The sequence below is a fragment of the Streptomyces sp. B6B3 genome, from assembly GCF_039871525.1.
Lineage (GTDB): Bacteria > Actinomycetota > Actinomycetes > Streptomycetales > Streptomycetaceae > Streptomyces.
In genome coordinates this window covers 1-22,504 of the sequence record NZ_JBDPLU010000011.1, presented here as the reverse complement: position 1 = coordinate 22,504, position 22,504 = coordinate 1, and the positions used below count along the sequence as shown (strand labels likewise).

General features: G+C 71.1%; 17 protein-coding genes and 1 pseudogene. 6 read left to right on the top strand and 12 right to left on the bottom strand.

The genetic code is table 11. The annotated features are described in order from the left end of the window. Positions 1 to 18: 18 nt before the first annotated feature. The 3 genes from ABGB06_RS22280 to proC all read left to right on the top strand — a co-directional run bounded on the left by ABGB06_RS22280 (position 19) and on the right by proC (position 2,162). Positions 19 to 288, top strand: coding sequence for a hypothetical protein (locus tag ABGB06_RS22280; protein WP_347592519.1), 270 nt, complete (start codon positions 19 to 21; stop codon positions 286 to 288). Positions 289 to 477: 189 nt separating this feature from the next. Further along, positions 478 to 1,278, top strand: coding sequence for a class I SAM-dependent methyltransferase (locus tag ABGB06_RS22275; RefSeq protein WP_347592098.1), 801 nt, complete (start codon positions 478 to 480; stop codon positions 1,276 to 1,278). A gap of 77 nt (positions 1,279 to 1,355) precedes the next feature. After that, entirely contained in the window at positions 1,356 to 2,162 is an 807-nt protein-coding gene (gene proC / locus ABGB06_RS22270) for a pyrroline-5-carboxylate reductase (RefSeq protein WP_347592096.1), read from the top strand. A gap of 634 nt (positions 2,163 to 2,796) precedes the next feature. Here proC and ABGB06_RS22265 read toward each other — a convergent pair. The 5 genes from ABGB06_RS22265 to ABGB06_RS22245 form a co-directional block, all read right to left on the bottom strand. Beyond that, complete coding sequence (locus ABGB06_RS22265) at positions 2,797 to 5,379, bottom strand: FtsX-like permease family protein (RefSeq protein ID WP_347592094.1); 2,583 nt, start codon at positions 5,377 to 5,379, stop codon at positions 2,797 to 2,799. Next, the gene (locus ABGB06_RS22260; RefSeq protein WP_347592092.1) at positions 5,376 to 6,122 is read right to left on the bottom strand and encodes an ABC transporter ATP-binding protein; all 747 of its coding nucleotides are present in this window, start codon (positions 6,120 to 6,122) and stop codon (positions 5,376 to 5,378) included. The genes ABGB06_RS22265 and ABGB06_RS22260 overlap by 4 nt, the downstream gene beginning before the upstream one ends. Positions 6,123 to 6,264: 142 nt before the next feature. Continuing rightward, positions 6,265 to 7,320: an ATP-binding cassette domain-containing protein gene (locus tag ABGB06_RS22255; RefSeq protein ID WP_347592517.1), complete on the bottom strand. Its 1,056-nt coding sequence runs from the start codon at positions 7,318 to 7,320 to the stop codon at positions 6,265 to 6,267. A 23-nt stretch (positions 7,321 to 7,343) separates the two neighbouring features. Next, entirely contained in the window at positions 7,344 to 8,108 is a 765-nt protein-coding gene (locus ABGB06_RS22250; protein ID WP_347592515.1) for an ABC transporter permease, read from the bottom strand. Positions 8,109 to 8,148: 40 nt separating this feature from the next. Then, positions 8,149 to 8,949, bottom strand: a complete 801-nt coding sequence (locus ABGB06_RS22245; RefSeq protein ID WP_347592513.1) for an ABC-2 family transporter protein — start codon at positions 8,947 to 8,949, stop codon at positions 8,149 to 8,151. 82 nt (positions 8,950 to 9,031) lie between these two features. On the opposite strand from ABGB06_RS22245, the gene ABGB06_RS22240 reads away from it, so the two are divergent. After that, positions 9,032 to 9,520, top strand: coding sequence for a GNAT family N-acetyltransferase (locus tag ABGB06_RS22240; RefSeq protein ID WP_347592090.1), 489 nt, complete (start codon positions 9,032 to 9,034; stop codon positions 9,518 to 9,520). On the opposite strand, the gene ABGB06_RS22235 is transcribed toward ABGB06_RS22240, so the two are convergent. The 6 genes from ABGB06_RS22235 to ABGB06_RS22210 all read right to left on the bottom strand — a co-directional run bounded on the left by ABGB06_RS22235 (position 9,517) and on the right by ABGB06_RS22210 (position 17,839). After that, the gene (locus ABGB06_RS22235) at positions 9,517 to 11,049 is read right to left on the bottom strand and encodes a type VI secretion protein (protein ID WP_347592088.1); all 1,533 of its coding nucleotides are present in this window, start codon (positions 11,047 to 11,049) and stop codon (positions 9,517 to 9,519) included. The two genes, ABGB06_RS22240 and ABGB06_RS22235, sit on opposite strands and share 4 nt — an antisense overlap. A gap of 43 nt (positions 11,050 to 11,092) precedes the next feature. Then, entirely contained in the window at positions 11,093 to 12,547 is a 1,455-nt protein-coding gene (locus ABGB06_RS22230) for an ATP-binding protein (protein WP_347592086.1), read from the bottom strand. 49 nt (positions 12,548 to 12,596) lie between these two features. Then, positions 12,597 to 14,153: an SCO6880 family protein gene (locus ABGB06_RS22225; protein ID WP_347592084.1), complete on the bottom strand. Its 1,557-nt coding sequence runs from the start codon at positions 14,151 to 14,153 to the stop codon at positions 12,597 to 12,599. Further along, entirely contained in the window at positions 14,150 to 15,445 is a 1,296-nt protein-coding gene (locus ABGB06_RS22220; protein WP_347592082.1) for a hypothetical protein, read from the bottom strand. The genes ABGB06_RS22225 and ABGB06_RS22220 overlap by 4 nt, the downstream gene beginning before the upstream one ends. Continuing rightward, entirely contained in the window at positions 15,435 to 16,256 is an 822-nt protein-coding gene (locus tag ABGB06_RS22215) for a hypothetical protein (RefSeq protein ID WP_347592080.1), read from the bottom strand. Before ABGB06_RS22215 ends, ABGB06_RS22220 begins: the two co-directional genes overlap by 11 nt. Before the next feature lie 155 nt (positions 16,257 to 16,411). After that, positions 16,412 to 17,839: an MFS transporter gene (locus ABGB06_RS22210; RefSeq protein WP_347592078.1), complete on the bottom strand. Its 1,428-nt coding sequence runs from the start codon at positions 17,837 to 17,839 to the stop codon at positions 16,412 to 16,414. Between the two features lie 213 nt (positions 17,840 to 18,052). Between ABGB06_RS22210 and ABGB06_RS22205 the strand changes: the two genes are divergently transcribed. Beyond that, a complete protein-coding gene (locus ABGB06_RS22205) occupies positions 18,053 to 18,502 on the top strand; it encodes an ATP-binding protein (protein WP_347592076.1) in 450 nt (149 codons plus the stop codon). A gap of 956 nt (positions 18,503 to 19,458) precedes the next feature. Then, positions 19,459 to 21,504, top strand: a complete 2,046-nt coding sequence (locus ABGB06_RS22200) for an alpha/beta hydrolase (RefSeq protein ID WP_347592074.1) — start codon at positions 19,459 to 19,461, stop codon at positions 21,502 to 21,504. A 680-nt stretch (positions 21,505 to 22,184) separates the two neighbouring features. Here the strand turns inward: ABGB06_RS22200 and ABGB06_RS22195 are convergent. Continuing rightward, positions 22,185 to 22,504: pseudogene (locus tag ABGB06_RS22195) on the bottom strand (hypothetical protein); the annotation flags it as partial.

Sequence of the window (22,504 nt, the reverse complement as noted above, 5' to 3'; positions counted from 1 at the left end):
AAGGACTCGACGGTCACCGTGGCAGACCAGGACTACGCCGGCGTCCTGGCGGCCGGATTCGGCACCGCCGGCGTCTTCGCGCTGCTCATCGTCGTCGTCTGGCAGATAGCCGCGACCTGGCGCGCCCGGATGCTGATGACGCGCGAGGTCGAGTACAAGAAGCTGGCGTCGAAGTACGCGGAACTGCTGGAGGACAACACCGCGATCCTCCAGCGGTACACCGACGAACTGGCCGACACCCGGAAGTCCCTCGCCTCGATGGAACGGATGATGCGCGAGGTCGAGTAGGCCGCAGCGGCGGCCGAGGAGGAAGGAGAACCGACCATGCCCAGCCTGAGCAGGCTCGTGCGCCGTCTGCTCCCCACCCGTCCCACCCGCCCGTTACTGCCCCGTCCCCGCGGCGAGTACGCGAACGACGGCTTCCCCGTGGTCCATCCCCGTGGTGTAAGGGAGCCCGAGCGGGAAAACTGACCGCTCATGACCACCTCACCCGACTTCGCCTCGTCGTTCAACGCCATCGCCGCCGAGTACGCCGCCGCTCGCCCCGGTTATCCGCCGGAGCTCTTCGACACCGTCGAGGAACTCGCCGGCCGACCGCTCACCGGGGCCGACGTACTCGACGTCGGCGCCGGCACCGGCATCGGCACCCGCCTGCTGTGCGAGCGCGGCGCCCGCGTCACCGCCGCGGAACCCGGCGCCGGCATGGCCGCCCAGCTGCTCACCAGCACCCCCGACATCACGCTCGTCCGCGGCAGCGGCGACGCCCTGCCGTTCGCCGACGCCTCCTTCGACCTGGTGTGCTACGCACAGGCCTGGCACTGGACCAACCCCGCCCGTTCCGTCCCCGAGGCGCTGCGCGTGCTGCGCCCCGGCGGCGCCTTCGCCCTCTGGTGGAACGTCGTCGACCGCTCCGTGGACTGGGTCCGCGAACAGGACGAGCGGCTCGCCCGGCTCAAGGACCGGCGTGGCCCCGACGACCTCACCGCGCGCGCCCCGCGACTGGTCCAGGACGTCGACCCCGGCCTGCTGCCCGCCTACCGCGAGGTGCGGTGGTCCCGCACCGTCCCGCTGACCACGCACCTGGCCAACCTGGCCACCCACTCCTTCCTGGCGGTTCGGCCCCCGGCGGAGCAGCGGGCCATCGTGGACGCCGAGCGCGCCGTGCTGACCAGCATCTTTCCGGAGGGCGAGGTGACCGAGCCGTACACCGTCCGGCTCACCGTGGTACCCCGAAGGGGCACGGAACGCTCCTGGGCCGGCGCTATACCGTGTCCGTGAGGAAGTCCGTCCCGACAGGTTCGACACGAGACCACGACCACGAACACGACCGGATCGCGAGGCAAGGTGAGTCGCCCATGACCCAGAAGATCGCTGTCCTCGGCGCCGGAAAGATCGGCGAGGCCCTGCTCGGCGGCATGCTGCGTGCCGGCCGGGACCGGGCCGACCTGCTGGTCACCGCGCGCCGCCAGGAGCGCGCCGCGGCCCTCAGGGAGCGGCACGGCGTCGAGGTCGTCGGCAACGCGGAGGCCGCGAAGACCGCGGACACGCTGATCCTCACCGTCAAACCCCAGGACATGGCCGCGCTGCTGGACGAGCTGGCCCCGCACACCCCCGCCGACCGGCTGGTCATCACCGCGGCGGCCGGGATCACCACGGCCTCCGTGGAGGCCCGCCTGACGCCCGGGATCCCGGTGGTCCGGGTGATGCCGAACACGCCGGCGCTGGTGGACCAGGCGATGTCCGTCATCTCCGGGGGCAGCCACGCCACGGACGAGGACCTGGCACACGCGGAGGAGATCTTCGGCGGCGTGGGCAAGACGCTCCGGCTGCCGGAGTCCCAGCAGGACGCGGCGACCGCGCTGTCCGGTTCGGGGCCCGCGTACTTCTACTACCTGGTGGAGGCGATGACCGACGCGGGGATCCTGCTCGGGCTGCCGCGCGACAAGGCGCACGACCTGATCGTGCAGGCGGCGATCGGGGCGTCGGTGATGCTGCGGGACAGCGGCGAGCACCCCGTGACCCTGCGGGAGGCGGTCACGTCGCCGGGCGGCACCACCATCAGCGCGATCCGGGAGCTGGAGAACCACGGGGTGCGCGCCGCGCTCATCTCGGCCCTGGAGGCGGCCCGCGACCGCAGCCGCGAACTCGCCTCCGGCGCATAGCCGCCACCCCCTACGGGGGTGCCGGCACCCGAACCCGCACCCCCCTGCGGCCGTCGCCCCCCGCCCTGCGGGCGGGCCTCTGCCTGCGGCGGCGCCGCGCCTTGCGGGCGGCCTTCTGCCCTGCGGGCAGTGCTCTGCTTCGCGGGCGGAGTCCCGACGGGGGTGACGGCACCCTCAGTCCTGCGGACAGCGCTTCGCCCTGCGGGCGGGCCTCTGCCTGCGGCGGCGCCGCGCCGTGCGGGTGGCGTTTTGCTCTGCGGGCAGTGCCGTGCTTCGCGGGCGGAGACCCGCGTTGGGGGACGGCACCCTCTACCCGCGCCCCTGCGGGCAGGGCTGTGCCCTGTGGGTGGTCCTCTGCCTGCGGCGGCGCCGCGCCTTGCGGGCGTCGCCCCGATTCTGCGGGCGGCGCCGTGCTTCGCGGGCGGAGTCCCGCCTCGGCGCCCCCTGCGGGCCGGCACTCCGCCCCGCGGGCGCCCTGAGTCGTGCGGGCGGTGCTGTGCCCTGTGGGCAGTGCCCTCTTCGCGGGCAGCGCCTTGCCCTGGGCGGCAGCCCGCCCCGTGGGACGGGGCGGGCCCGCGGCTCCCCGGGTAGGGGGAACGCGCGGGCCCGGACCGTCCGGTTCCGTGACGGGTAGTCACTCCGTCGCGATGGCGCCCAGGACGTTCATCCGGCCGGCGCGGAAGGCCGGGACCAGGGCGGCTATCAGGCCGACCACCGCCGAACCGGCGAAGACCGTGCCGATCGTCGGCCACGGGATCTCCAGCACCCCGAAGCCCGACTCCGCCAGCAGCTGCTGCGCCGTCCAGCCCCACGCCAGGCCCATGCCCAGCCCCAGCAGCGCGCCGAAGAGGGCGATGACCACCGACTCCAGCCGGACCATCCGGCGCAGCTGGCGGCGGGAGAGGCCGATGGCCCGCATCAGGCCGATCTCCCGGGTCCGCTCGATGACCGAGAGCGCCAGGGTGTTCACCACGCCCAGGATCGCCACGATGATCGCCAGCGCCAGCAGCCCGTACACCAGGTTGAGCACGCCGCCGATCTCGTCCTCCATCAGCTGCTTGTAGTCCTCCTGGTCGCGGACGTCGTACTGCGGGTAGTCCCGCAGGCTGTCCTTGAGCGCCGCGTGGACCGCCGCCTTCTGGCCCGGGTCGGCCTTGGCGAACACCACGAAGTTCAGCGGCATCTGGTCCGCCGGCAGATGCGCCCGCGCGGTCTCGGTGCTCATGTACATCGCGCCCTGGTCGAAGAGCGTGTCCTCGGAGGTGATCGCGCCCAGCGTCAGCGTGGCACGGTCGCCGCCCACGAACCGCGCCGTCAGCTCGTCGCCGACCGACAGGTCGTGCTCCTCGGCGTATCCCTCGCTCACCGCCAGGTGGCCGGGCTGGTACGCGTCCGCCAGCTCGCCGGCCACCGTCACCGCCCGCAGGTCCTCCGCGTACGTCGGATCGGCCGCGACGATCTCCTCGTTCGAGCTCCGGCCGTCCGGCGTCGTCAGCTTCAGGTTGACGCCGCGGTACTCCGTCACGTGGGCCAGGCCCGGCGTGTCCCTGATGGCCGCCACCGCCTGCGGGGTGATCAGGCCGCTTCCCGAGGACTCGATGATGAAGTCCGCGCCGACCGAGCGGTCCAGCTGGTCGGAGGCCGAGGCCACCACCGAGGAGGCGACCACGGACAGCGAGCCGACCAGGGCCAGGCCGATCATCAGCGCGCCGGCCGTCGCGCCGGTGCGGCGCGGGTTGCGCAGGGCGTTGCGGCCGGCCATCCGGCCCACCGAGCCGAAGACCCGCAGCACCACCGCGTTGAGCACCCGCACCACCACGGACGCCAGCAGCGGCCCGACGACGATCGCGCCGACCAGCGTCAGCAGCAGCCCACCCATCAGGTACGGGGCGCCGTCCGACGCCTCGCCGGCCGTCCCGGCCGCCCACAGCGCGGCCGCTCCGCCGCCGACCAGCAGCAGGCCGAGCACCGCCCGCAGCCTGCCCGGGCGGCCGTCGCCGGGCGCCGCGCCGCCCGCGCCCGCCTCGCGCAGCGCCGCCATCGGCGAGACCCGCCCGGCGCGCCGCGCCGGCAGCCAGGCCGCCAGCAGGGTGGACACGACGCCGACCACGAGGCCGACGATCGGCGTGGCCGGGTTGACGGTCAGCTGCTCCGTGGAGAGGTTGATCCCCGACGACTGCATCAGCGACATCAGGCCGACGGCCAGGCCGATGCCGGCGCCGACGCCGAGCACCGAGCCGATGACGCCGAGCAGCAGCGCCTCGACCAGCACCGTGCGGCCGGTCTGCCGGCGGCTGGCGCCGACGGCCCGCATCAGGCCGATCTCCCGGGTGCGCTGGGCGACCAGCATGGAGAAGGTGTTGACGATGAGGAAGATCCCCACCAGCACCGCCACCCCGGCGAAGCCGAGCATCGCGTAGCGGGTGATGTCGAGGAACGACCCCACCTCGTTGGTCATCGACTCGGTGGACTCCTCCCGGGTGTGCACCTGGAGCTCCGAGTCCGGGCCGAGCTCCGCCGCGATCCGCCGCTTGAGCTCGGCGTCGCTGACCCCGTCGGCCGCGTTCACGTGCACCGCGCTGACCAGGTCGGAGCCGCCGAGCAGCGTCTCGCGGGCGGCGGCCGGTTCCATCAGCAGGTACGCGGCGCCCGGGTTGGTGCCCTCGAACTCGGCCAGTCCGGTGACCCGCACGGGCGTGGTGCCGGACATCGTGATCAGCCTGAGTTCGTCGCCGACCGCGATGTCGTTGCTCTCGGCCGTGTCGGCGTCGATCAGCGCCTCGTTCGGTCCCGAGGGCGCGTCGCCCTCGGCGAGGTTCATGGTGTCCTCGGCGACCGGGCCCCAGTCACCGCCGAACGTCGGCGCGCCGGCCGGCGAGTCGACGCTCTCGCCGTGCCCGTCCACGATCGACACGGCCTCGTTGATGACCATGCCGTTCGCCTCGGCGACGCCGTCGACGCCGGCGAGCCGCTCGACGAGCGAGGCGGGCAGCGTCTCGGGACGGCCGGTGTCGTTGGCGTTGTCCCGCTCCTCCGGCTCCACCGTCACGTCGGAGCTGATGGAGGTGAAGAACTTGTCGAAGGTCGCGCTGAGCGTGTCGCTGAACACCAGGCTGCCGCAGACGAACGCCACCGAGATCATGACGGCGACGCCGGAGAGCAGCATCCGCGCCTTGTGGGAGAAGAAGCTCCGCAGGGACGTCTTCAGGACGGTCATGACACGCGTCCCCGCGCGTCGAAGCGCCGCATGCGGTCCAGCACCAGGTCGGCGGTCGGGTGGTACATGTCGTCCACCACCCGGCCGTCCGCCAGGTACAGGACCCGGTCGGCGTAGGCGGCGGCGACGGGGTCGTGGGTGACCATCACGATGGTCTGGCCGAGCTCGTCCACGCTCTTCCGCAGGAAGCCCAGCACCTCGGCACCGGCCCGGGAGTCGAGGTTCCCCGTCGGCTCGTCCCCGAAGATGATCTCCGGACGCGCCGCCAACGCCCGCGCCACCGCCACCCGCTGCTGCTGCCCACCCGACAGCTCGTTCGGCCGGTGCCGCAGCCGGTCCCGCAGCCCGACCGTGTCGATCACCCGGTCCAACCACGCCTGATCCGGCTTACGCCCCGCGATGTCCATCGGCAACGTGATGTTCTCCGCCGCGTTCAACGTCGGCAGCAGGTTGAACGCCTGGAAGATGAACCCCACGTTGTCCCGCCGCAGCCGCGTCAGCTTCTTGTCCCGAAGCCCCGTGACCTCCGTCCCCGCGATCCAGATCCGCCCCGAGGTCACCGTGTCCAACCCCGCCAGGCAGTGCATCAACGTCGACTTACCCGACCCCGAAGGCCCCATGATCGCCGTGAACGCCCCCCGCGCCACGTCGATACTCACCCCGTCCAACGCCACCACCCGGGTCTCCCCCGACCCGTACGCCTTGACCACACCCTCCGCCCGCGCGGCAACCGCTGCCGTCACTCGGGGCGGAATCGGAACTGTCGCCGTCACGGTCCGTCTCCTCTGCTGAGCCGCTCGCTCTCACCCTTCTGGGTACGAGACAACGGTGCCGTTCAGCGGGGGTGCGGCACGATGGTGCGCAGCGCCGTATCGGACCGGGGGATTACCCCACCCTGCTGCCCCCGACAGTCCCCCGGGGCCCCTCCGGCGCCTCGCCGGAAGCCTGGTCCACACCGTCGCCGGACGCCGAGCCCATCGCGTACATCCGGGAGATCACGTCCTCGATGTCGGGCTCGCGCAGCGACAGGTCGAGCAGCGGGTACCGCGCCGCCACGTCGGCCACCAGCGGGGCCGCGCTGGCCGTCGCCGGGAACGCCAGCCACTGCCGGGGGCCGTCCACCCGGACCGTCCGCGCCCCGGGGACGTCGATGGGCGGCACTTCCCGCTCCAGGTCGACCACGAGCGTCCGCTCGCTCTCGCCCACCTCGTGCAGTCCGGACAGCGGCCCGTCGTACATCAGCCGCCCGTGGTCGATCACCATCACCCGCGAGCAGAGCTGTTCGATGTCGGTCAGATCGTGCGTGGTCAGCAGCACGGTGGTGCCGCGCTCGGCGTTCAGGTCGGCGAGGAACCCGCGCACCCTCGCCTTGCTGACCACGTCCAGGCCGATGGTCGGCTCGTCCAGGTACAGCACCTCGGGGTCGTGCAGCAGCGCCGCCGCGATGTCGCCGCGCATCCGCTGGCCCAGCGACAGCTGCCGCACCGGCACGTCGAGCAGCGGCGCCAGCTCCAGCAGCTCCACGCACCGGTCGAGGTTCTCGGCGAACCGCCGCTCCGGCACCCGGTAGATGCGGCGCACCAGCTGGTACGAGTCCTTCAGCGGCAGGTCCCACCACAGCGTCGTGCGCTGCCCGAACACCACCCCGATGCGCCGGGCGAGCCGGGTGCGGTCCCGTGCCGGGTCGATGCCGGCGACCCGCAGCCGGCCGCCGCTGGGGGTCAGGATGCCGGTCAGCATCTTGATCGTGGTCGACTTGCCCGCGCCGTTCGGGCCGATATAGCCGACCATCTCGCCGCGCCGCACCCGGAACGAGATCCCGTCCACGGCGCGGACCTCGCGGCGTTCCCGGCGCAGCCTGCCGGCCTTCACCCGGACCTGGAACACCTTCTCCAGGTCCGCCAGCTCGATCAGCACGTCGTCCGCGACCTCGTCGGCCATCTTCTCCGTCTCGTTCACCGTGATCAGCTCCCCGTGCTCCGATAGCTCCGCACCCCGGCCCGCCAGGCCAGCGCGGCGACGCCGCACATCAGCACCGCGACCACCGGGGAGAGGAAGTCCACCCACGCCGGCAGACCCAGCGGGTCGTCCCGGCCCAGCAGCCACAGCACCGGCAGCCAGTTGACGAACGCCAGCGGCACGACGAACGTCACCCCACTCACCAGCTCCCTGGCGAAGATCGTCGGCGGGTACTTGAGCAGGTTGTTGCCGCCGTAGGTGAAGGAGTTCTGCACCTGCGCCGCGTCCTGGGCGACGAACTGGAACGCGCCGCCCAGCGTCCAGATCGCCCCGAAGATCAGCGAACCGCTGACCAGCATCACGGGCAGCCAGACCACCCGTGCCACCGTCCAGTCCACGTCCACCTGGGTCAGCGCCCAGACCAGCACCACCAGGGCCTGGGCGACGCGGCCCAGCCGACGCAGCGCGAAGCGGTCCGCGGCGACCTGCGCGAACACCGGCACCGGGCGGACCAGCAGCGTGTCCAACGTGCCGTCCCGGATCCGGCCGCCGAGCGTGTCCATGCTGCCCAGCAGCAGGTCGGCGACGCCGAGCGCGACACTCGACGTGCCGTACAGCAGGGCCGCCTCGCCGACCGTGAAACCGCCCAGCGTGTCCACCTGCGAGAACATGAGCGCGACGGCCACGAAGTCCAGGGCGCTGCCGGCCGCGTTGCCGATCGTGGTCAGCGCGAACGACGTTCGGTAGGCCATCGTCGAACGCACCCACATCCGGACGATCAGGCCGTACGCCCGCAGTGCCCGCGCCGCCTCACCCACCCTGAACCACCACCTTCCGGGTGGCCGCCGCCATGACCGCCCGGCCCACCGCCAGCAGCACCAGCGCCCAACCGGCCTGGAACGCCAACGCCGTCAGCACGTCCATCCCCTCGTGCCGCCCCAGCAGCACGTCCGCCGGGACCTGGACGATCGCCGCCCAGGGCAGCCACTGGACGCTGTCCCCGAACGAACCGGGGAAGACGGTGAGCGGCAGCGTCATTCCCGAGAAGAACGTGGTCAGCAGCACGGAGACCATGGCCACCCCGGTGGCGTCCAGCAGCCAGAACGCGGACAGCGCCACCAGGAACCGGATGCCGAAGCTGACCAGCACGCCCAGCGCCACCGAGCACAGGAACCACACCCAGGTCAACGGGCTGACCGGGAGCGCGAGCTCGAACGCGAGGGCGCCCACGAGCATCGGCGCCACCCCGCGGCCCAGGAGTTCGAACCCGGCGCGGCCCAGGTCGGAGGCCAGCCACCAGAGCTGGAAGTCGACCGGCCGGTAGATGTCGACGGCCACGTCCCCGCTGCGGATCCGCTCCTGCAACTCGTGGCCGAAGCCCTGCCCGAACACCGCCATCGTGGCCAGCAGCGCCTGGCCCGTCCACACGAAGGTGAGTGCCTGCGCCTCGTCGTAGCCGCCGAGCCGGGGCCGTTCGGCCCACAGGGCCGTGAAGGCGAAACTGAGCACGAATCCGAATACCGTGTTGGTGAAAACCCCGGCCGCCGTGGCTACTCGGTACGTCGCGTAACGCCTGAATCCACTGATCGCAACGGCTCCATACACAAGCAGGCGAGCCTAGACCCGGATTCGTCCGGCGGACCACCGGGTTTTCTCGATTTACTTGTGGGTCGCCTGGTGCCAGCATCAGGGCATGGCGTACAAGATTCGACGGACCTGCCGCGAGGACTGGCGGGAGCTGCGGGAGTTGCGGCTGGCCGCCCTCGCGGATCCCGTGGCCCCGGTGGCGTTCTTCGAGCGCCACGAGAAGGCGGCGCGGCTGCCGCAGCGGGACTGGGAGCGACGCGCGTCGGGGGATCACGACGGCACGGTCACCTTCATAGGCGAGGACGAGAACGGGCGCTGGGGCGGCATGCTCGCCGTCTTCCTCACCACCCGCTTCGCGCGCGTGATCAGCGTCTACATGCTGCCCGAGCACCGCGGCACCGGCCTGGCCGGGGAGCTGCTGCGGACGGCCATAGCCTGGGCCGGCGGCCGCGAGGTGCGGCTGCACGTCCACGAGAACAACCCGCGCGCCGCCCGCTTCTACGCCGCCATGGGCTTCCAACCGACGGGCGAGAGCGACGCCGACCCCCGCGACCCCTCGGTGCGCACCTACGAACTGGGCTTCAAGCCCGGCTAGCCGCCGTCGACGACGGCGAGCCGCGGCTGGTCCGTGGTGACGGCCTCGGCGAAGGCGTTGCGCAGACCCGCCGTCTCCTTGTGGTCGCCCACCACGTACAGCGTGCCGCCCTCGCCCGAGACGTTGTCCAACGACAGGGCGTCCACCCGGCCCGGGGAACAGGACTGGCGGATGTGCAGCTGGTCCAGGCCGGCCAGCGCCCGGCCGATCAGCGCCAGGCCGGCGTCCCGGCGTCCCGGATGCGTGGTGAGCGTGCTCTCCAGCTCCATCGACGCGCCCGGCGCGACCCGGGAGTTGCCGCGCAGGATCTTGCCCGGCTCCGCGGCGGCCCGGCCGTGGCCCGACGGCGCGCCGTGCGCCCAGCGCAGCACCTGCTGGATCGGTTCGCCGGCCAGCGCGGCGGCGTGCAGATAGCAGCGCAGCAGCGTCTCGGCGGTCTCCGCGTCGAGCTGGAAGACGGGTTCGGTGGGACGCACCGGCGCGAGCAGCGCCGCGGCCCGGCGCCGGGCCACGGGCATCTCCTCACAACCGCGCTGCGGCGCCCACCGCAGGCGCACCGGCGCGTCCGTGGCGTGGCCCGGATCGTAGACGTGCACCGGGCCGAGCTTGCCGCGCTGCCGGGCGGTCCGGGTCCACAGCCGGCCGTCCGGATCGATGACCAGCACTCCCTCCGGTGCCCGCAGCACCTCGGCGACGGCCTCCCGCGCGCCGGCCCCGCCGCTGGAGCCGTGTCCGACCGCCGCCGCCGCGACGAATCCGGCTCCGCCGGTCGCCGCCGCCTCGGGCAGCGGCTCGGGCAGCGGCTCGACGGGCTGCTCCGGAGCCACCGGCGGCGCAGCCGCGGCGCCCCCAGCCGAACCAGCCGAACCAGCCGACCCTGCCGAACCGGCGGCGACCGGCCCGTGGTCGCCGGGCGCTCCGGGCGCGTGCCCGTGTCCCTGCCGTCCGCCCTGCCCGCCGCGGTCCTCCGGCCGGCCGGGCAGCGGGACCTCGGGGCCGGACGCGGCCGTCGCGGGGCGCTGCTCCCACCCCGCCGCCTCCGTCGGCTCCGGCCCGAGGGCGTCCGACGCCCGGCCGCGCGGCCGGGCGACCGGCGGCGCCTCGTCCGCCATCTCCCCGCGCGGATCGCGCTTCCCGCGATCCGCGCGTCGCGCTCGCCAACTCGCCACCCGGAACGCGATCCACAGCGCCGAGGAGAAGAGGACCATCAGCTGGGCCAGGAACGTCAGCCACAGCATCGTCCCGCTGGGCAGGTCCTCCGCCGACGCGTTGGGCCACGCCTCGGCCACGTCCCGCGGCGCCGTCAGGAACGACCGCACGGCCGTGCCGGTGTCCACGAACGCGACGCCCTCCGGCCACCGCCCGTGCGCGATCAACCCGCCCAGCTCGGTCGAGCTCCAGGTCAACGTGGCCAGGCTGATCAGCAGCAGCACGCCGCCCACCAGCAGCCCGTCCGGCACCCCGCCGCCGCGCCGCTCGGGCCGCTGGCCCGAGGGCCGCTGCCGCGCGCCCGGCTCGTACGACGTCACCGCTTCTCCCCGACTTCCGCCCGACCGACCTTCGGGTAGTCGACTACCCGACTCCCTGCCGCTTCTCGAAGGCCGCGACCCGGGCCTCCGTCTCCGCCTCGAAGAGATCATCCCGCTCCCCGTGGCCCTCCTCCAGGGCGAGCGGCTCTTCGGGTCCGTGCACCGCCCGGGCCATCGTCTCCAGCGCCGCCGCCGACTCGGTCATCGCCCGGTCCGTGAAGACCAGCGGCCGCTCCGCCTCGGTGACCAGATGCTTGACCACCTGGACGTTGCCGTTGACGTCCCAGACCGCCATGCCGGGGGTGAGCGTCGGGATGATCTCCACCGCCCAGCGCGGCAGGCCGAGCACCTGCCCCGTGGCCCGTGCCTCGTCGGACTTCTGGGCGTAGATCGTGCGGGTGGAGGCCATCTTCAGGATCGCCGCCGCCTCCTTGGCCGCGGCGCCGTCCACCACGTCGGACAGATGGTGCACCACGGCCACGAAGGACAGGCCGAGCCGCCGCCCGAACTTCAGCAGCCGCTGGAACAGCTGGGCCACCGACGGGGAGTTGATGATGTGCCAGGCCTCCTCGACCAGGAAGATGCGCTTCCGCCGGTCCGGCCTGATCCAGGTGTGCTCCAGCCACACCCCGACGATCGCCATCAGGATCGGCATCGCGATCGAGTTCCGGTCGATGTGCGAGAGGTCGAAGATGATCAGCGGCGCGTCCAGGTCGATCCCGACCGTCGTCGGCCCGTCGAACATGCCGCGCAGGTCGCCGTCGACCAGCCGGTCGAGCACCAGCGCCACGTCGAGCCCCCAGGCCCGGACGTCCTCCAGCTCCACGTTCATCGCCTCGGCCGACTCCGGGCGCGGGTGCCGCAGCCGCTCCACGATGTCCGTCAGGATCGGCTGGCGGCCCGTCGTCGTCTGGTTCACGTAGGCGTGCGCGACCTTCAGCGCGAACCCGGAGCGCTCGTCCAGCGGGCGGCCGAGCGCCACCTCGATGATGGTGCGCAGCAGCGCCAGCTGACCCGTCGTGGTGATCGCCGGATCCAGCGGATTGAGCCGCACGTTGCCGCTCTGCGCACCCACCGGGTCCAGCCGGATCGGCGTGATGCCCAGCTGCTCGGCGACCAGGTTCCACTCGCCGACGCCGTCCTCGCCCTGCGCGTCGAGCACCACCACCTGCCGCTCGCGGAACCGCAGCTGGCGCAGCACGTACGACTTCTCCAGCGCCGACTTGCCGTTCCCCGACTCGCCCAGCACCAGCCAGTGCGGCGCGGGCAGCTGCTGCCCGTAGAGCTGGAACGGGTCGTAGATGTACCCCTTGCCGGAGTACACCTCGCGGCCGATGATCACCCCGGAGTCGCCGAGCCCGGGGGCCGCGGTGGGCAGGTACACGGCCTGCGCCTGCCCGGTGGAGGTGCGCACCGGCAGCCGGGCCGTCTCGGTCTTGCCGAACAGCAGACTGGTGAACGCCTCGGTGATGGCGCTCAGCGGATCCCGCGGCGGCATGCTGCACCTCCTCCTTCAGCGTCGGACACCCCAGCCACCCTCGCCACCCTCAGCGCCTGATGCCCGTGGCGAAGGGCAGCGTGTTCACGAACGCCCGGTGGTGCTCACGGTCGCACCACTCGAGCTTCAAATAGGATTTACCCGCCGAGGCGCGGATCGTGCGCTTGTCTCTGGCAAGTGCTTCCGGATTCGGCGAGGACACGGTGAGGTACCCCACCAGGTTCACCCCCGCCGCGCCGGACGCCAGGTCGTCACCGCGCTGGTCCACCCTGCTGTGCGCGGCCACGTCCCGAGGGTCCACCGTACGATTCATCTTTGCCGCGCGCGACGCCTCGGCCGCGTCGTTGGTCTTCTCCGTCAGCATCCGCTCGATGGCGATCTCGGTCGGCTCCAGGTCCATGCAGACCGCCACGGTGCGGATCACGTCGGGCGTGTGCACCAGCAGCGGGGCCAGGAAGTTGACCCCGACCGGCGTCATCGGCCACTCCTTGACCCAGGCGGTGGCGTGACACCACGGCTCCCGGGTGTCCGACTCCCTGGTCTTCGCCTGCAGGTACGTCGGCTGCCTGGCATCCAACTCGGCCGGCCAGGCGTTGCGTTGCGACATCGCCTGGATGTGGTCGATCGGATGGTCCGGGTCGTACATCGAGTGCACCAGCGAGGCCAGCCTGGCCTCCCCGAGCGGCTGCCGCACCCGGATGTCCGCCTCCGTCAGCCGGGCGCAGATGTCCGTCAGCTCCCGCGCCATGATCACGGCCAGCGCCTCGTCCTGCGACATCCTGCGCCGCTCCCGCGACGCCCGCGCGGCCTTGGCGATGGCCTGCGCCTCGTTGCTCAGCTCCCGCGAATGGTGCATGCACGCCACCAGGTACGCCCGGTGCTGCTCGCTGGAGGTGGACACCATCGACTGGAGCTGGTCGTACGACTCCCTTATCCAGCGGGGCGCGCCCGTGTCGCCGCGCTCCAGCACGTCGTTGGCGTGCGCGTCGGGGTCGGCCGGCAGCGTGCGGGCCAGCATCTGCAGCCGCGTCACGTGCCCGTCGCCGTTCGCCACATGCTTCAGCAGCGTCCCGAACCGCTCGACCAGCGCCTCCTGGTCCTCGCTGTCCCGCAGCCCGACGCCAGGACCCTCGATCTCGATGGCGGCGGTGATGGTCTTCTTGTCCGGGTGCAGCAGGATCGCGATCTCGTCAGGGCCGAACGCCGTGGCCAGCCAGTTGACCCGGCCGACGCCGGGCGGCGTGCCGATCTCGACCTCCCGCCCGTCGAGCGTGATGCCCGCCTCGGGCGCGCCGGAACGGTACCTGGCGCCACGCCGCAGCATGCGCCTGAAGGAACGCGACACCTCGAACCACCTGTAGAACGTGCGGCCGTTGTACGGCACGTACACCGCCGCGAGGGCCAGCATCGGGAACCCGACAAGACCCACGATCCGGACCGTCAGCACCGGGATCAACAGGCCGCTCATCATGCCGAAGAAGGCGCCCAGCACGATGAGCGCGATCTCCCCGGTCTCCCGGTTCTTCCCCACCAGGGCCTGCGGGCGTGCCCGCCCGATCAGGTACGTGCGGCGCCGGTGCGTGAACGGCTGCGTCGGCGCGGTCACCCGTCACCACCCCCGCGCCGGCCCTGCCGCGGCGCCCGGCCCCCGCCCGCCTGGCCGCCGCGGCTCCCGCGGGTGCTGTGCGCGGCGACGCCGCTCGCGATGTTGTTGTTGGCCGGCCGGGAACCGCCACCGCCGGCCGCCCCCGACCCGGCGCCCGCGCCGGCTCCGCCGCCCCCACCGCCGCCGCGCGCGCCGTGCGTGCTCATGCCCTGCCGCAGGGTGTGCGCGGTGGAGGACACGGCCACGGCGCCCGCCCGGCTCGCGGTGTCCTGCCGCATCGCCCGCTGGCTGACGATCTCGTCGCCGAACCCGGGCACGAAGCGGTAGATCATGGCCGAGGCGAAGATCGCCAGCAGGATGATGGCGAGCCCGGAGATGATCGCCGAGGCGGCCGTCGGCTCGTCTGACTCCGCGTTGGTCAGCGCGCCCGCGAGGCCCAGCACGATGGCGATCACCGGCTTGATGAGGATCACCGCGATCATCAGCCCGGCCCACCGCCTGACGTGGCCCCAGAGGTTCTTGTCCACCAGCCCGGCGTACACGGCGGTGCCCAGCATCGCGCCCACGTACAGCATGGCCGCCCGGATCGTCAGCTCAAGGAACAGCACGCCGGCGGCCAGGATCGACACCAGCGACACCACGATCAGCATGATCGGTCCGCCGCCGATGTCCTCGCCCGACTCCAGCGCCGCCTGGAAGTCCCCGAAGAACGCCTCCGAGTTGTCCCCCGTCCCGGCGACGATCGCGTCCGTCACGCTGTCGGTCGCCCCCACCACCACGTACAGCGCGAGCGGGGTGAACGCCGAGGCCATGACGCACAGCCAGAGAAACCCGATCGCCTCACTGATGGCGGTGGTCAGCGGCACCCCACGGATCGCGCGCTTGACGATGGCGAGCAGCCACAGGATCAGGGTCAGCACGGTGGAGGCGGCGAAGACGACCGCGTACTGCCGCAGGAACGCGGCGTTGGTGAAGTCGACGTTGGTGGTGTCGGACACCAACTCCGACAGCTCACCGACGATCCACGCGGCGGCGTCGGCACACCCCTGCGCCAACGAGGACAACGGATCCAACGTCGAACTGTACGAGTCGTCCCCGGACCCCCCACCCCCACCACTCCCCGGATCCTCCCCCTCGCAGTAGTCCTGCGCGGGGCCGCGGATCAGGTCACAGGGGTCGTCTTCGTCGTCCGGGGCGGCCCAGGCCCGCGGGGCGAGCCCGACAGCGAGACCGAGGGACCCCGCGACGACGGCCGCGAGTCCGGCGATGCGACGACGAGGGCTAGCGCGCATACGTGAACCCTCCGAATTCCTGGACCGCTTCAGACATCTCGTCCGACGTGGAGGCGCGCTGGTCACGCGCGACCGGCACGGGACCGTCCTCCTGGGCGAAGTCGGTGACCCTCCAGTCGCCGTCGACCCAGGCCAGCTCATAGGTGCTGGTGTACCAGCTCTCGGTCACCGGGCTCGTCGACTCGGTGCCCGCGAGGCCGAACAGCGACGAGTACCAGACCTCGACGGTCGCGCCGGTCTCCGCGAACTCGACGACTCTGGTGCCGACCGGCACGATGCGGGAGACGAAGGTCATGTCCTCCGGCGCCTCACCGCTTTCCGTCAGCCCGATGCTCGTGAGGAAGTCCGGGTCGGTGTACGCCGCCTCCAGATCCGAGGCGCGGGCGGCGGCGACGTCGGGAGAGTAGACCGCGTCGACGATCGCCTGCCGCTCCTCGGGATTGAACATGCCCTCGCCGCCGAGGGCGACCGCGTAGTTCGCCGCCGCGCTCTCCGCGCCCTGTTCCGTTTGGGCGAAGCCGGAGGGGATGCCGTTCATCGTGCCGTCGACCGGCTGTTCGCCGGTGGGCGCGGTGGGTTGGGTCTGGGCGTCGGACTGGTCGTCCGTGCCGTCGTCGCCGTCGCCGCCCGTCTGGTTCGCGAAGACGATCGCCGCCAGCAGCAGCACGACCACGGCGACGATCGTGGCCAGGCTGCGTTTGGGCGACGCGGGCTGACGGGGCGTCGCCTCCTCGTCCTCGGGCAGGCGGGTGCGGGTCTGTGCGGGGGCGCGGCGGGCGCGCGGGTCCTCGTAGTCGTCGCCGTAACTCATGCTCGCGCCCCCTTAGACTGCGCCGAGTCTATGCCTGCCTCACTCGACGTTAGCGCCCTCCACTGACGTCGGCTCTCTGAGAAACCGGTTGGCGGCCCGGTTCCGTATAGATATGCCACAGATCACGTCGTTGGACGGCGGCGCACGGCAGGCGCTCAGCGGCGCGCACGGGGGAGCAGCGGCACCAACAGCAGTGCGACCAGGGTGATCAGACCTCCCGCCAGGAACGCGTCGGCGTACCCCGCTTCGGGTCCGGTACCCGCCGCGCCCGACGTGGCGAAGGCCCCGAGCACGGACAGGCCGAGCACCGCGCCCATCTGCCGGGAGGTGTTGACCAGCCCCGAGACGCCGCCCCCGTCGGCCTTCGCGACCCCGGTGGTGGCCGTGTCGGTCAGAGACGTCATCAGCACGGCGGTGCCCGCGGCCATCGGCACCGCCGGCCCGAGTATGGCCGAGAGGAAGGTGCCGTCCGCGTCCAGCACCGCGCTCTGCCACAGGAAGCCGCCCGCCGTGAGCAGGCCGCCCAGCACGGTCAGCACGCGGCTGCCGAGCCGGGCCATCAGCGGGGCCGCGAGCTGCGAGCCGATGATCACCGCCGCCGTGTGGGGCAGGAACGCCACGCCGGTGCGCACCGCGCTGTAGTCCAGCACGTTCTGCATGTAGAGGGTGAGGAAGTACCACATCGCGAAGGCGCCGACCATGCTGACGAGCGTCACCAGGTTGCCGACGGCGACGCTGCGGACGCGGAAGAGGCGCAGCGGCATCAACGGGTGCCTGCTGCGGGCCTCGACGGCCACGAACGCGCCCAGCGCCGCCAGACCGCCGAGTATCGGCACCAGGGCCTCGGCGGTGGTCCAGCCGGCGGACTCGGTCTCGCCGATGCCGTACGCCACCGCGGCGACGCCCGCGGTGACCAGCACCGCCCCCGGCAGGTCCAGGCCGGGCCGGTCGGCGCCGGTGCGCGGCTCGCGCAGCCGGAGCAGCACGACGAGGCCGACGAGCAGCCCGATCGGCACGTTGATCAGCAACACCCAGCGCCAGGAGGCGTAGTCGGTCAGCGCCCCGCCGATCAGCCCGCCGGTCGCCCCGCCGCCGGCGCCGACGGCGGTCCAGACGGCGATGGCCCGGGTGCGGGCGGCGCCCTCGGGGAAGGTGCTGGTGAGCAGCGACAGGGTGACCGGCGCCAGCAGCGCCGCGCCCACGCCCTGGGCCGCCCGCGCGGCGATGAGCGTGCCGCCGTCCTGGGCCAGGCCGCCGGCGAGGCTGGCGGCGCTGAACAGGGCGAGGCCCGCCAGGTAGATCCGCTTGCTGCCGAGCAGGTCGGACAGCCGCCCGCCGAGCAGCAGGAAGCCCGCGAACGTGACGGCGTAGCCGTTGACGACCCACTGCAGGGAGGACGAGGTGAGGTGCAGGTCGTCGCGCATGCTGGGCAGCGCGACGTTCACCACGGAGATGTCGAGGACCACGAGGAACTGGCCGACGAAGGAGGCCAGGAGCACGGGCCAGGCACCGGGTCGACGCAGCCCCGAGGGGCGGTCCGGGACTACGGCTGCCGGTTCGGTGGCGGCATTGGTGACGGTCATGGCCGCATCATCCGACGCATATCACCCTCGCCGGATCGGCCACGGGACGCGTCCTGGTCCCGTCCTTACGTCCTACGCACCGACCTAGGCACGACGGCCCAACCCTCTGTTCCCGAGAAGCGCACCGCCCGCCAATGCCGTTGGCGGTGCGGCAACGACACGGCTGGATGACCGGGGCCCGAAGGAGGAAGGAGGAAGGCCGGGAAGAACAACATGTGCTCCACCCGCTCCGCGTATGCGGCGCCCCCATCCCTCACAGACTTCTCGTTCACCTTTCCGCCCGAACCGCAGTGGGTGCGCAGCGCCCGCGAGGCCGTCCGGGCGGCGCTCGCGCCCACCGCGCCCGGCGGGGCGGACCTCGTCGAGATCGCCACCCTGCTCACCTCGGAGCTGGTCACCAACGCCTTCGTCGCCTCGGTCCACAGCGTCGCCCCGGCTCCCATCGCGCTTCACGCGGAATGGACCCGCAGGGGAGCCGTACGCGTACTCGTCCACGACCGGGCGCCGGGGACTCCACTCGTTCCTGACCACCTGCCCGACGCGGACGACGAGGGCGGGCGCGGACTGCTCTTGCTCACCCTCCACGCCACCGAATGGGGCGTGTGCCACCACGCGCCGGGGCCCGGAAAGTTGGTCTGGTTCACGCTGGGCGACAAGCCGTGAAGGCGCGCCGTCGCCTCATGTTCCACACCGGGCAGTTACGCGCGGCCGCCGCGCTCCTTCAGCGGTGGACCCGAACGCGCATCGACCTTCCCGGCCAACCGCGGCCGCCGCAGGGCAGACGCCTCGGCCTGCTCCGCAACCTCGAACGGCAACTCCGCCCTGCCCTACCGCCCTCCACCTCGTCACGGTCCAGGGCGCTGCCGTCGAACTCCCGAAGCAGCCAGGCGGCTTCCTGATCCCGGACCTGATCGTCTGCCCAGCTGGCTTCCTCCTCTCCGACGAACGCCTCATCCATCCCCGCGCCGTACCTCTCGCCGTACTGATCGGCGACGACCGGCGCCCGCCGTTACCGGACATCGGAGCGCTGCTCGTCATCGACCCCCACCGCGCGCGATGGGCCCTGTACCCCCACGCCAACCCTTCGACCACCGGCCACCTCGGCACATCCCTTCCTCTGCCACCACCCCTCGCTCCCCACCACCTGAACACGACGGGGCTTCGTTACCCGCCCGGGAACGGCCCGCCCAGGCGGAAGCGGACCGCATGAGCCCTTCGCCGGGCGTCGGGCGCCTCGCTCGTACGGAACAGCGCGGACAACTCCGGCGGTCCCCACCGGCCGGCCGCGTAGGCCGGCTGGTCTCGCGGGTGTCCGCGCACAAGGTGTTGCCCGGTGTCGTGAGCGAGGTGTCCCGTCAATCGGGACGCGATGCGCACGACGCGTTCCGGTTGAGGCCGGCAACCTTCTCCGGCTGATTACGCAGTCCTTTGACCGTTACGGGGTCCTCGACGCCGTTTTCCACCTCGCGTGAAGAATCGGTGACAGCACCCGACTCACACTGGTGCTCCGAAGCTGCGCTGGCTAGGTTCCTCTCGGCGCCTGGTGACGCTCAGCCAGGCTACGCATCGGTACCGCGCCGGGGAGGGGAGCCTCGGGCGGGAGGGGAGTGAGTGCTGCCATGGGTGATTACCGTTCCGCAGACCCGGACAAACTCGAAGAGTTAGCCGACAAGTTATGGACCAGTGGCGATGGTGGAGCCTACGGAAGCCTCGCCAACTTCATGGACCGCGCCCGCGCCCTGGACGCATCGGGAGAACTCTCGCGATTACAGCCGCTGCTGGAGTGGTTACGAGACGCCGCCCAGCAGATGCGCGAGGGCGCCCGGATTCTGCGTGGTGGCGAGGAGGAGTACCGCGAGCCGATCCCTGGGTACGTCGACTCCGACGATGACGACTCCGGCGTCCAGGCCGAGTGGAACTTCGAGGTCAGCAACCAGTTCCACGCCGATCAGTTCCTCGACATCGCCAACCAGGAGGAGCTCAGCGAGCAGGACATCTCCCAACTCCAGGGACTGGCATCGGTGGCGGACGAGCAGTCCGACTTCGCGTCATACCTGGTCGACGAGATCGGCATGGAGGCGTTCTTGGACCTCTGGCAGCGGGTGGACCATGCCTCTGCCGACATGAGCGAAACCGCCCAGGACGACGCGGAGGCCCTGCGGACCTCCATGGGCAACATCCTCAACGCGGCGATGTGGGTCCCCGGAGATCTGGAACCCGGCACGGACGCCTACCAGAACTGGGTGGACACCACGGTTCAGGGCCAGCGCTACGAGGAGCGCCTGGACGCCTTCAACCTCGCGGGCGCCCAGCAGTTAGGCACGGGACAGGACTCGTCGCTGGGCTATGACGTCGCCCTGGACCTGCTGGAGCGCTCCGAACTCCCGATCGACGCGGAGTTCTTCATGCAGACCATGACCCATCTCAGTGCGCCCTACCAGGGATCGGCGGACACCTGCGTCGTCTGGCCCAGAGACGTTCCCGAGCGCTTGGCCACCATTGCCGCGGGCAGCAGTCCACAGGAGACGCTGGAGTGGTGGAACGACCTGACAGCGGAGAACCAGGACGCACTGGTCGCGATGGCCCCAGGGGCCATCGGCAACATTGACGGCGTTCCCTCCGCGGTGCGGGACGAGGCCAACCGTCTGTACCTCCCCATGCTCATCGAGGAGCTGGAGGGCCGGGACGACGCCGACTCACAACGGAAGCTCGAAGGGCTGCTGGCGGTCCAGGAGCAAATGGCTGAAGAAACCGATCCCCCCATGTTTCTGCTTGGTATCGGCGACGAAGGAAACGGGCGGGCCATCGTCTCCTTCGGAAACCCGGACACGGCTGACAACGTATCTGCGTACGTGCCCGGATTGAACACGAGATTGGACGCAGGTTTCAGCGATACCATGGATCGCGCGCTTCAGACAGCGGAAACTGCCAGAGATCTCGACTCGTTGGCCGACACTGCCTCGATTGTATGGCTTGGCTACGACGCCCCCATCGTCGGCGACAGTGCGGGAATGTCGCCGTTGGGTACTGGTGGTTGGGGGTTGCCGGAAAATCTGGATGTGATGAGCGACGAGCATGCTCGGGAGGGTGCGCCCGCTTACCAAAAGTTTCTTGAAGGCATCAACGTGACGAGCCTGCAAGATGATCCCCACGTCACCGCGATAGGTCATTCGTACGGCTCGCTCACCCTTGCAATGGCCACTCAGGAGGCGGGCGGAGTGAACGCCGACGACATCATCATTCTGGGGAGCCCTGGCCTGGGGGTGGATAGTGCTGAAGATCTCGGAGTGGGGGCTGAACACGTCTATGTCGGGGCTGCGGACAACGACGTGGTCACTCGCCTTCCATCTCCTGAGGAAGCTGCACTCGGCGGTGCTGGTGCACTACTAGGTCTTACTCAGCCCTTGGGCCCCATCTTTGGCGCGGATGTGGGTGGACAAATTGCCGACTGGAATGACAATGAAATCTGGTTCGGCAGGGATCCGGCCAGTGAATCCTTCGGTGCTCAGCGCTTCCTCGTTGATGATGGTCCTCCGATCGTGGGAGGCTGGTTCGAGGCTCATTCGAACTACTTCAACCCGCAGATCGATGGTGAATCGGCGCTGAATATCGCAAGGGTTGTGACAGGAAACGGTGAAGCAATCACTCCTGAGGAGCCTCGATGAGAAATGCAACTTTTGCTCTGCTCCTGGTTTTGATTGCGGGATGCGGTATCGGCTCATCGCCGGAGCAAGGGGGCGAGGACTTGGAAAATACTAGCATGCGGGATGCGGCTATTCGCGCTGATGGGATCCTCGACGGAGTTATCGCGGCAATTGATCCTCCCGTCCAGTGGGAGCACGTTCCATCGTTCGATTCTGTATGCTCAGACGACCCTCGCGGTCTCCCGTACGAGACAGGAGCAGTGGTCCGAAAGAGGGCCGTCACCACAATCGTTTCGGATTCGGCGCGTCAAGAATTTCTGGACCAGGTCAAAGCGTACTGGGAAAGTCGAGACTTTGTCATCACCAGTGAGAACACGAGCAGGTTGCCTTCCATTCACGCAAGCACGCCCGAGGATTATCGACTCGGCGTGTTCATTAACACGATAGGACAGGTTTACTTCGATATCGCAACACCTTGCTTCAAAGTGTCCGAAGTTCCACCCCCCCAGAGCGGCCCCGCATACACGGGAGAGCGTGCTCCGGAGCCGAGCATCGAATCGGACTACTGGTCGCGTTGAGTCTTCGGACGATGGTTCGGGCCTCGTCGACGGGGAGGAGTCTCACTCCCCCGCGGGATGGGGCGCGCACGATGTGGTCCGGTTGGGCTTGGGCAGCCCGGGCCGGGTCGGAGGCTTCGACGTTCACCCCTCCGTGGGTCCGGGGGCGACGGAGTTGTCCTCGCGAGTGAGTGGGTGGGCCGGGTCGGATTGCGCTCTCGATTCCGGGTCGCGGGGCTCCTCCTCCCGCGTCGCCTGGTCGTCGCTGGGCTGGGGGGTGACCGGCGGGGACTGGTCGGGTTCGGGCGTCTGCGTCTCCCCTGAGGGTCCCCCGGACGGTGGGGCGACCGGGATCACGGGGGGCGACGGGTGCGGATCCGCCGGGCCGTTGTCGTGGAGGGGTGTGGTGATGAGGGCTGCGATGATCGCGACCACGGCGACGGCGGCGCCGGCCGTGGCGGCGG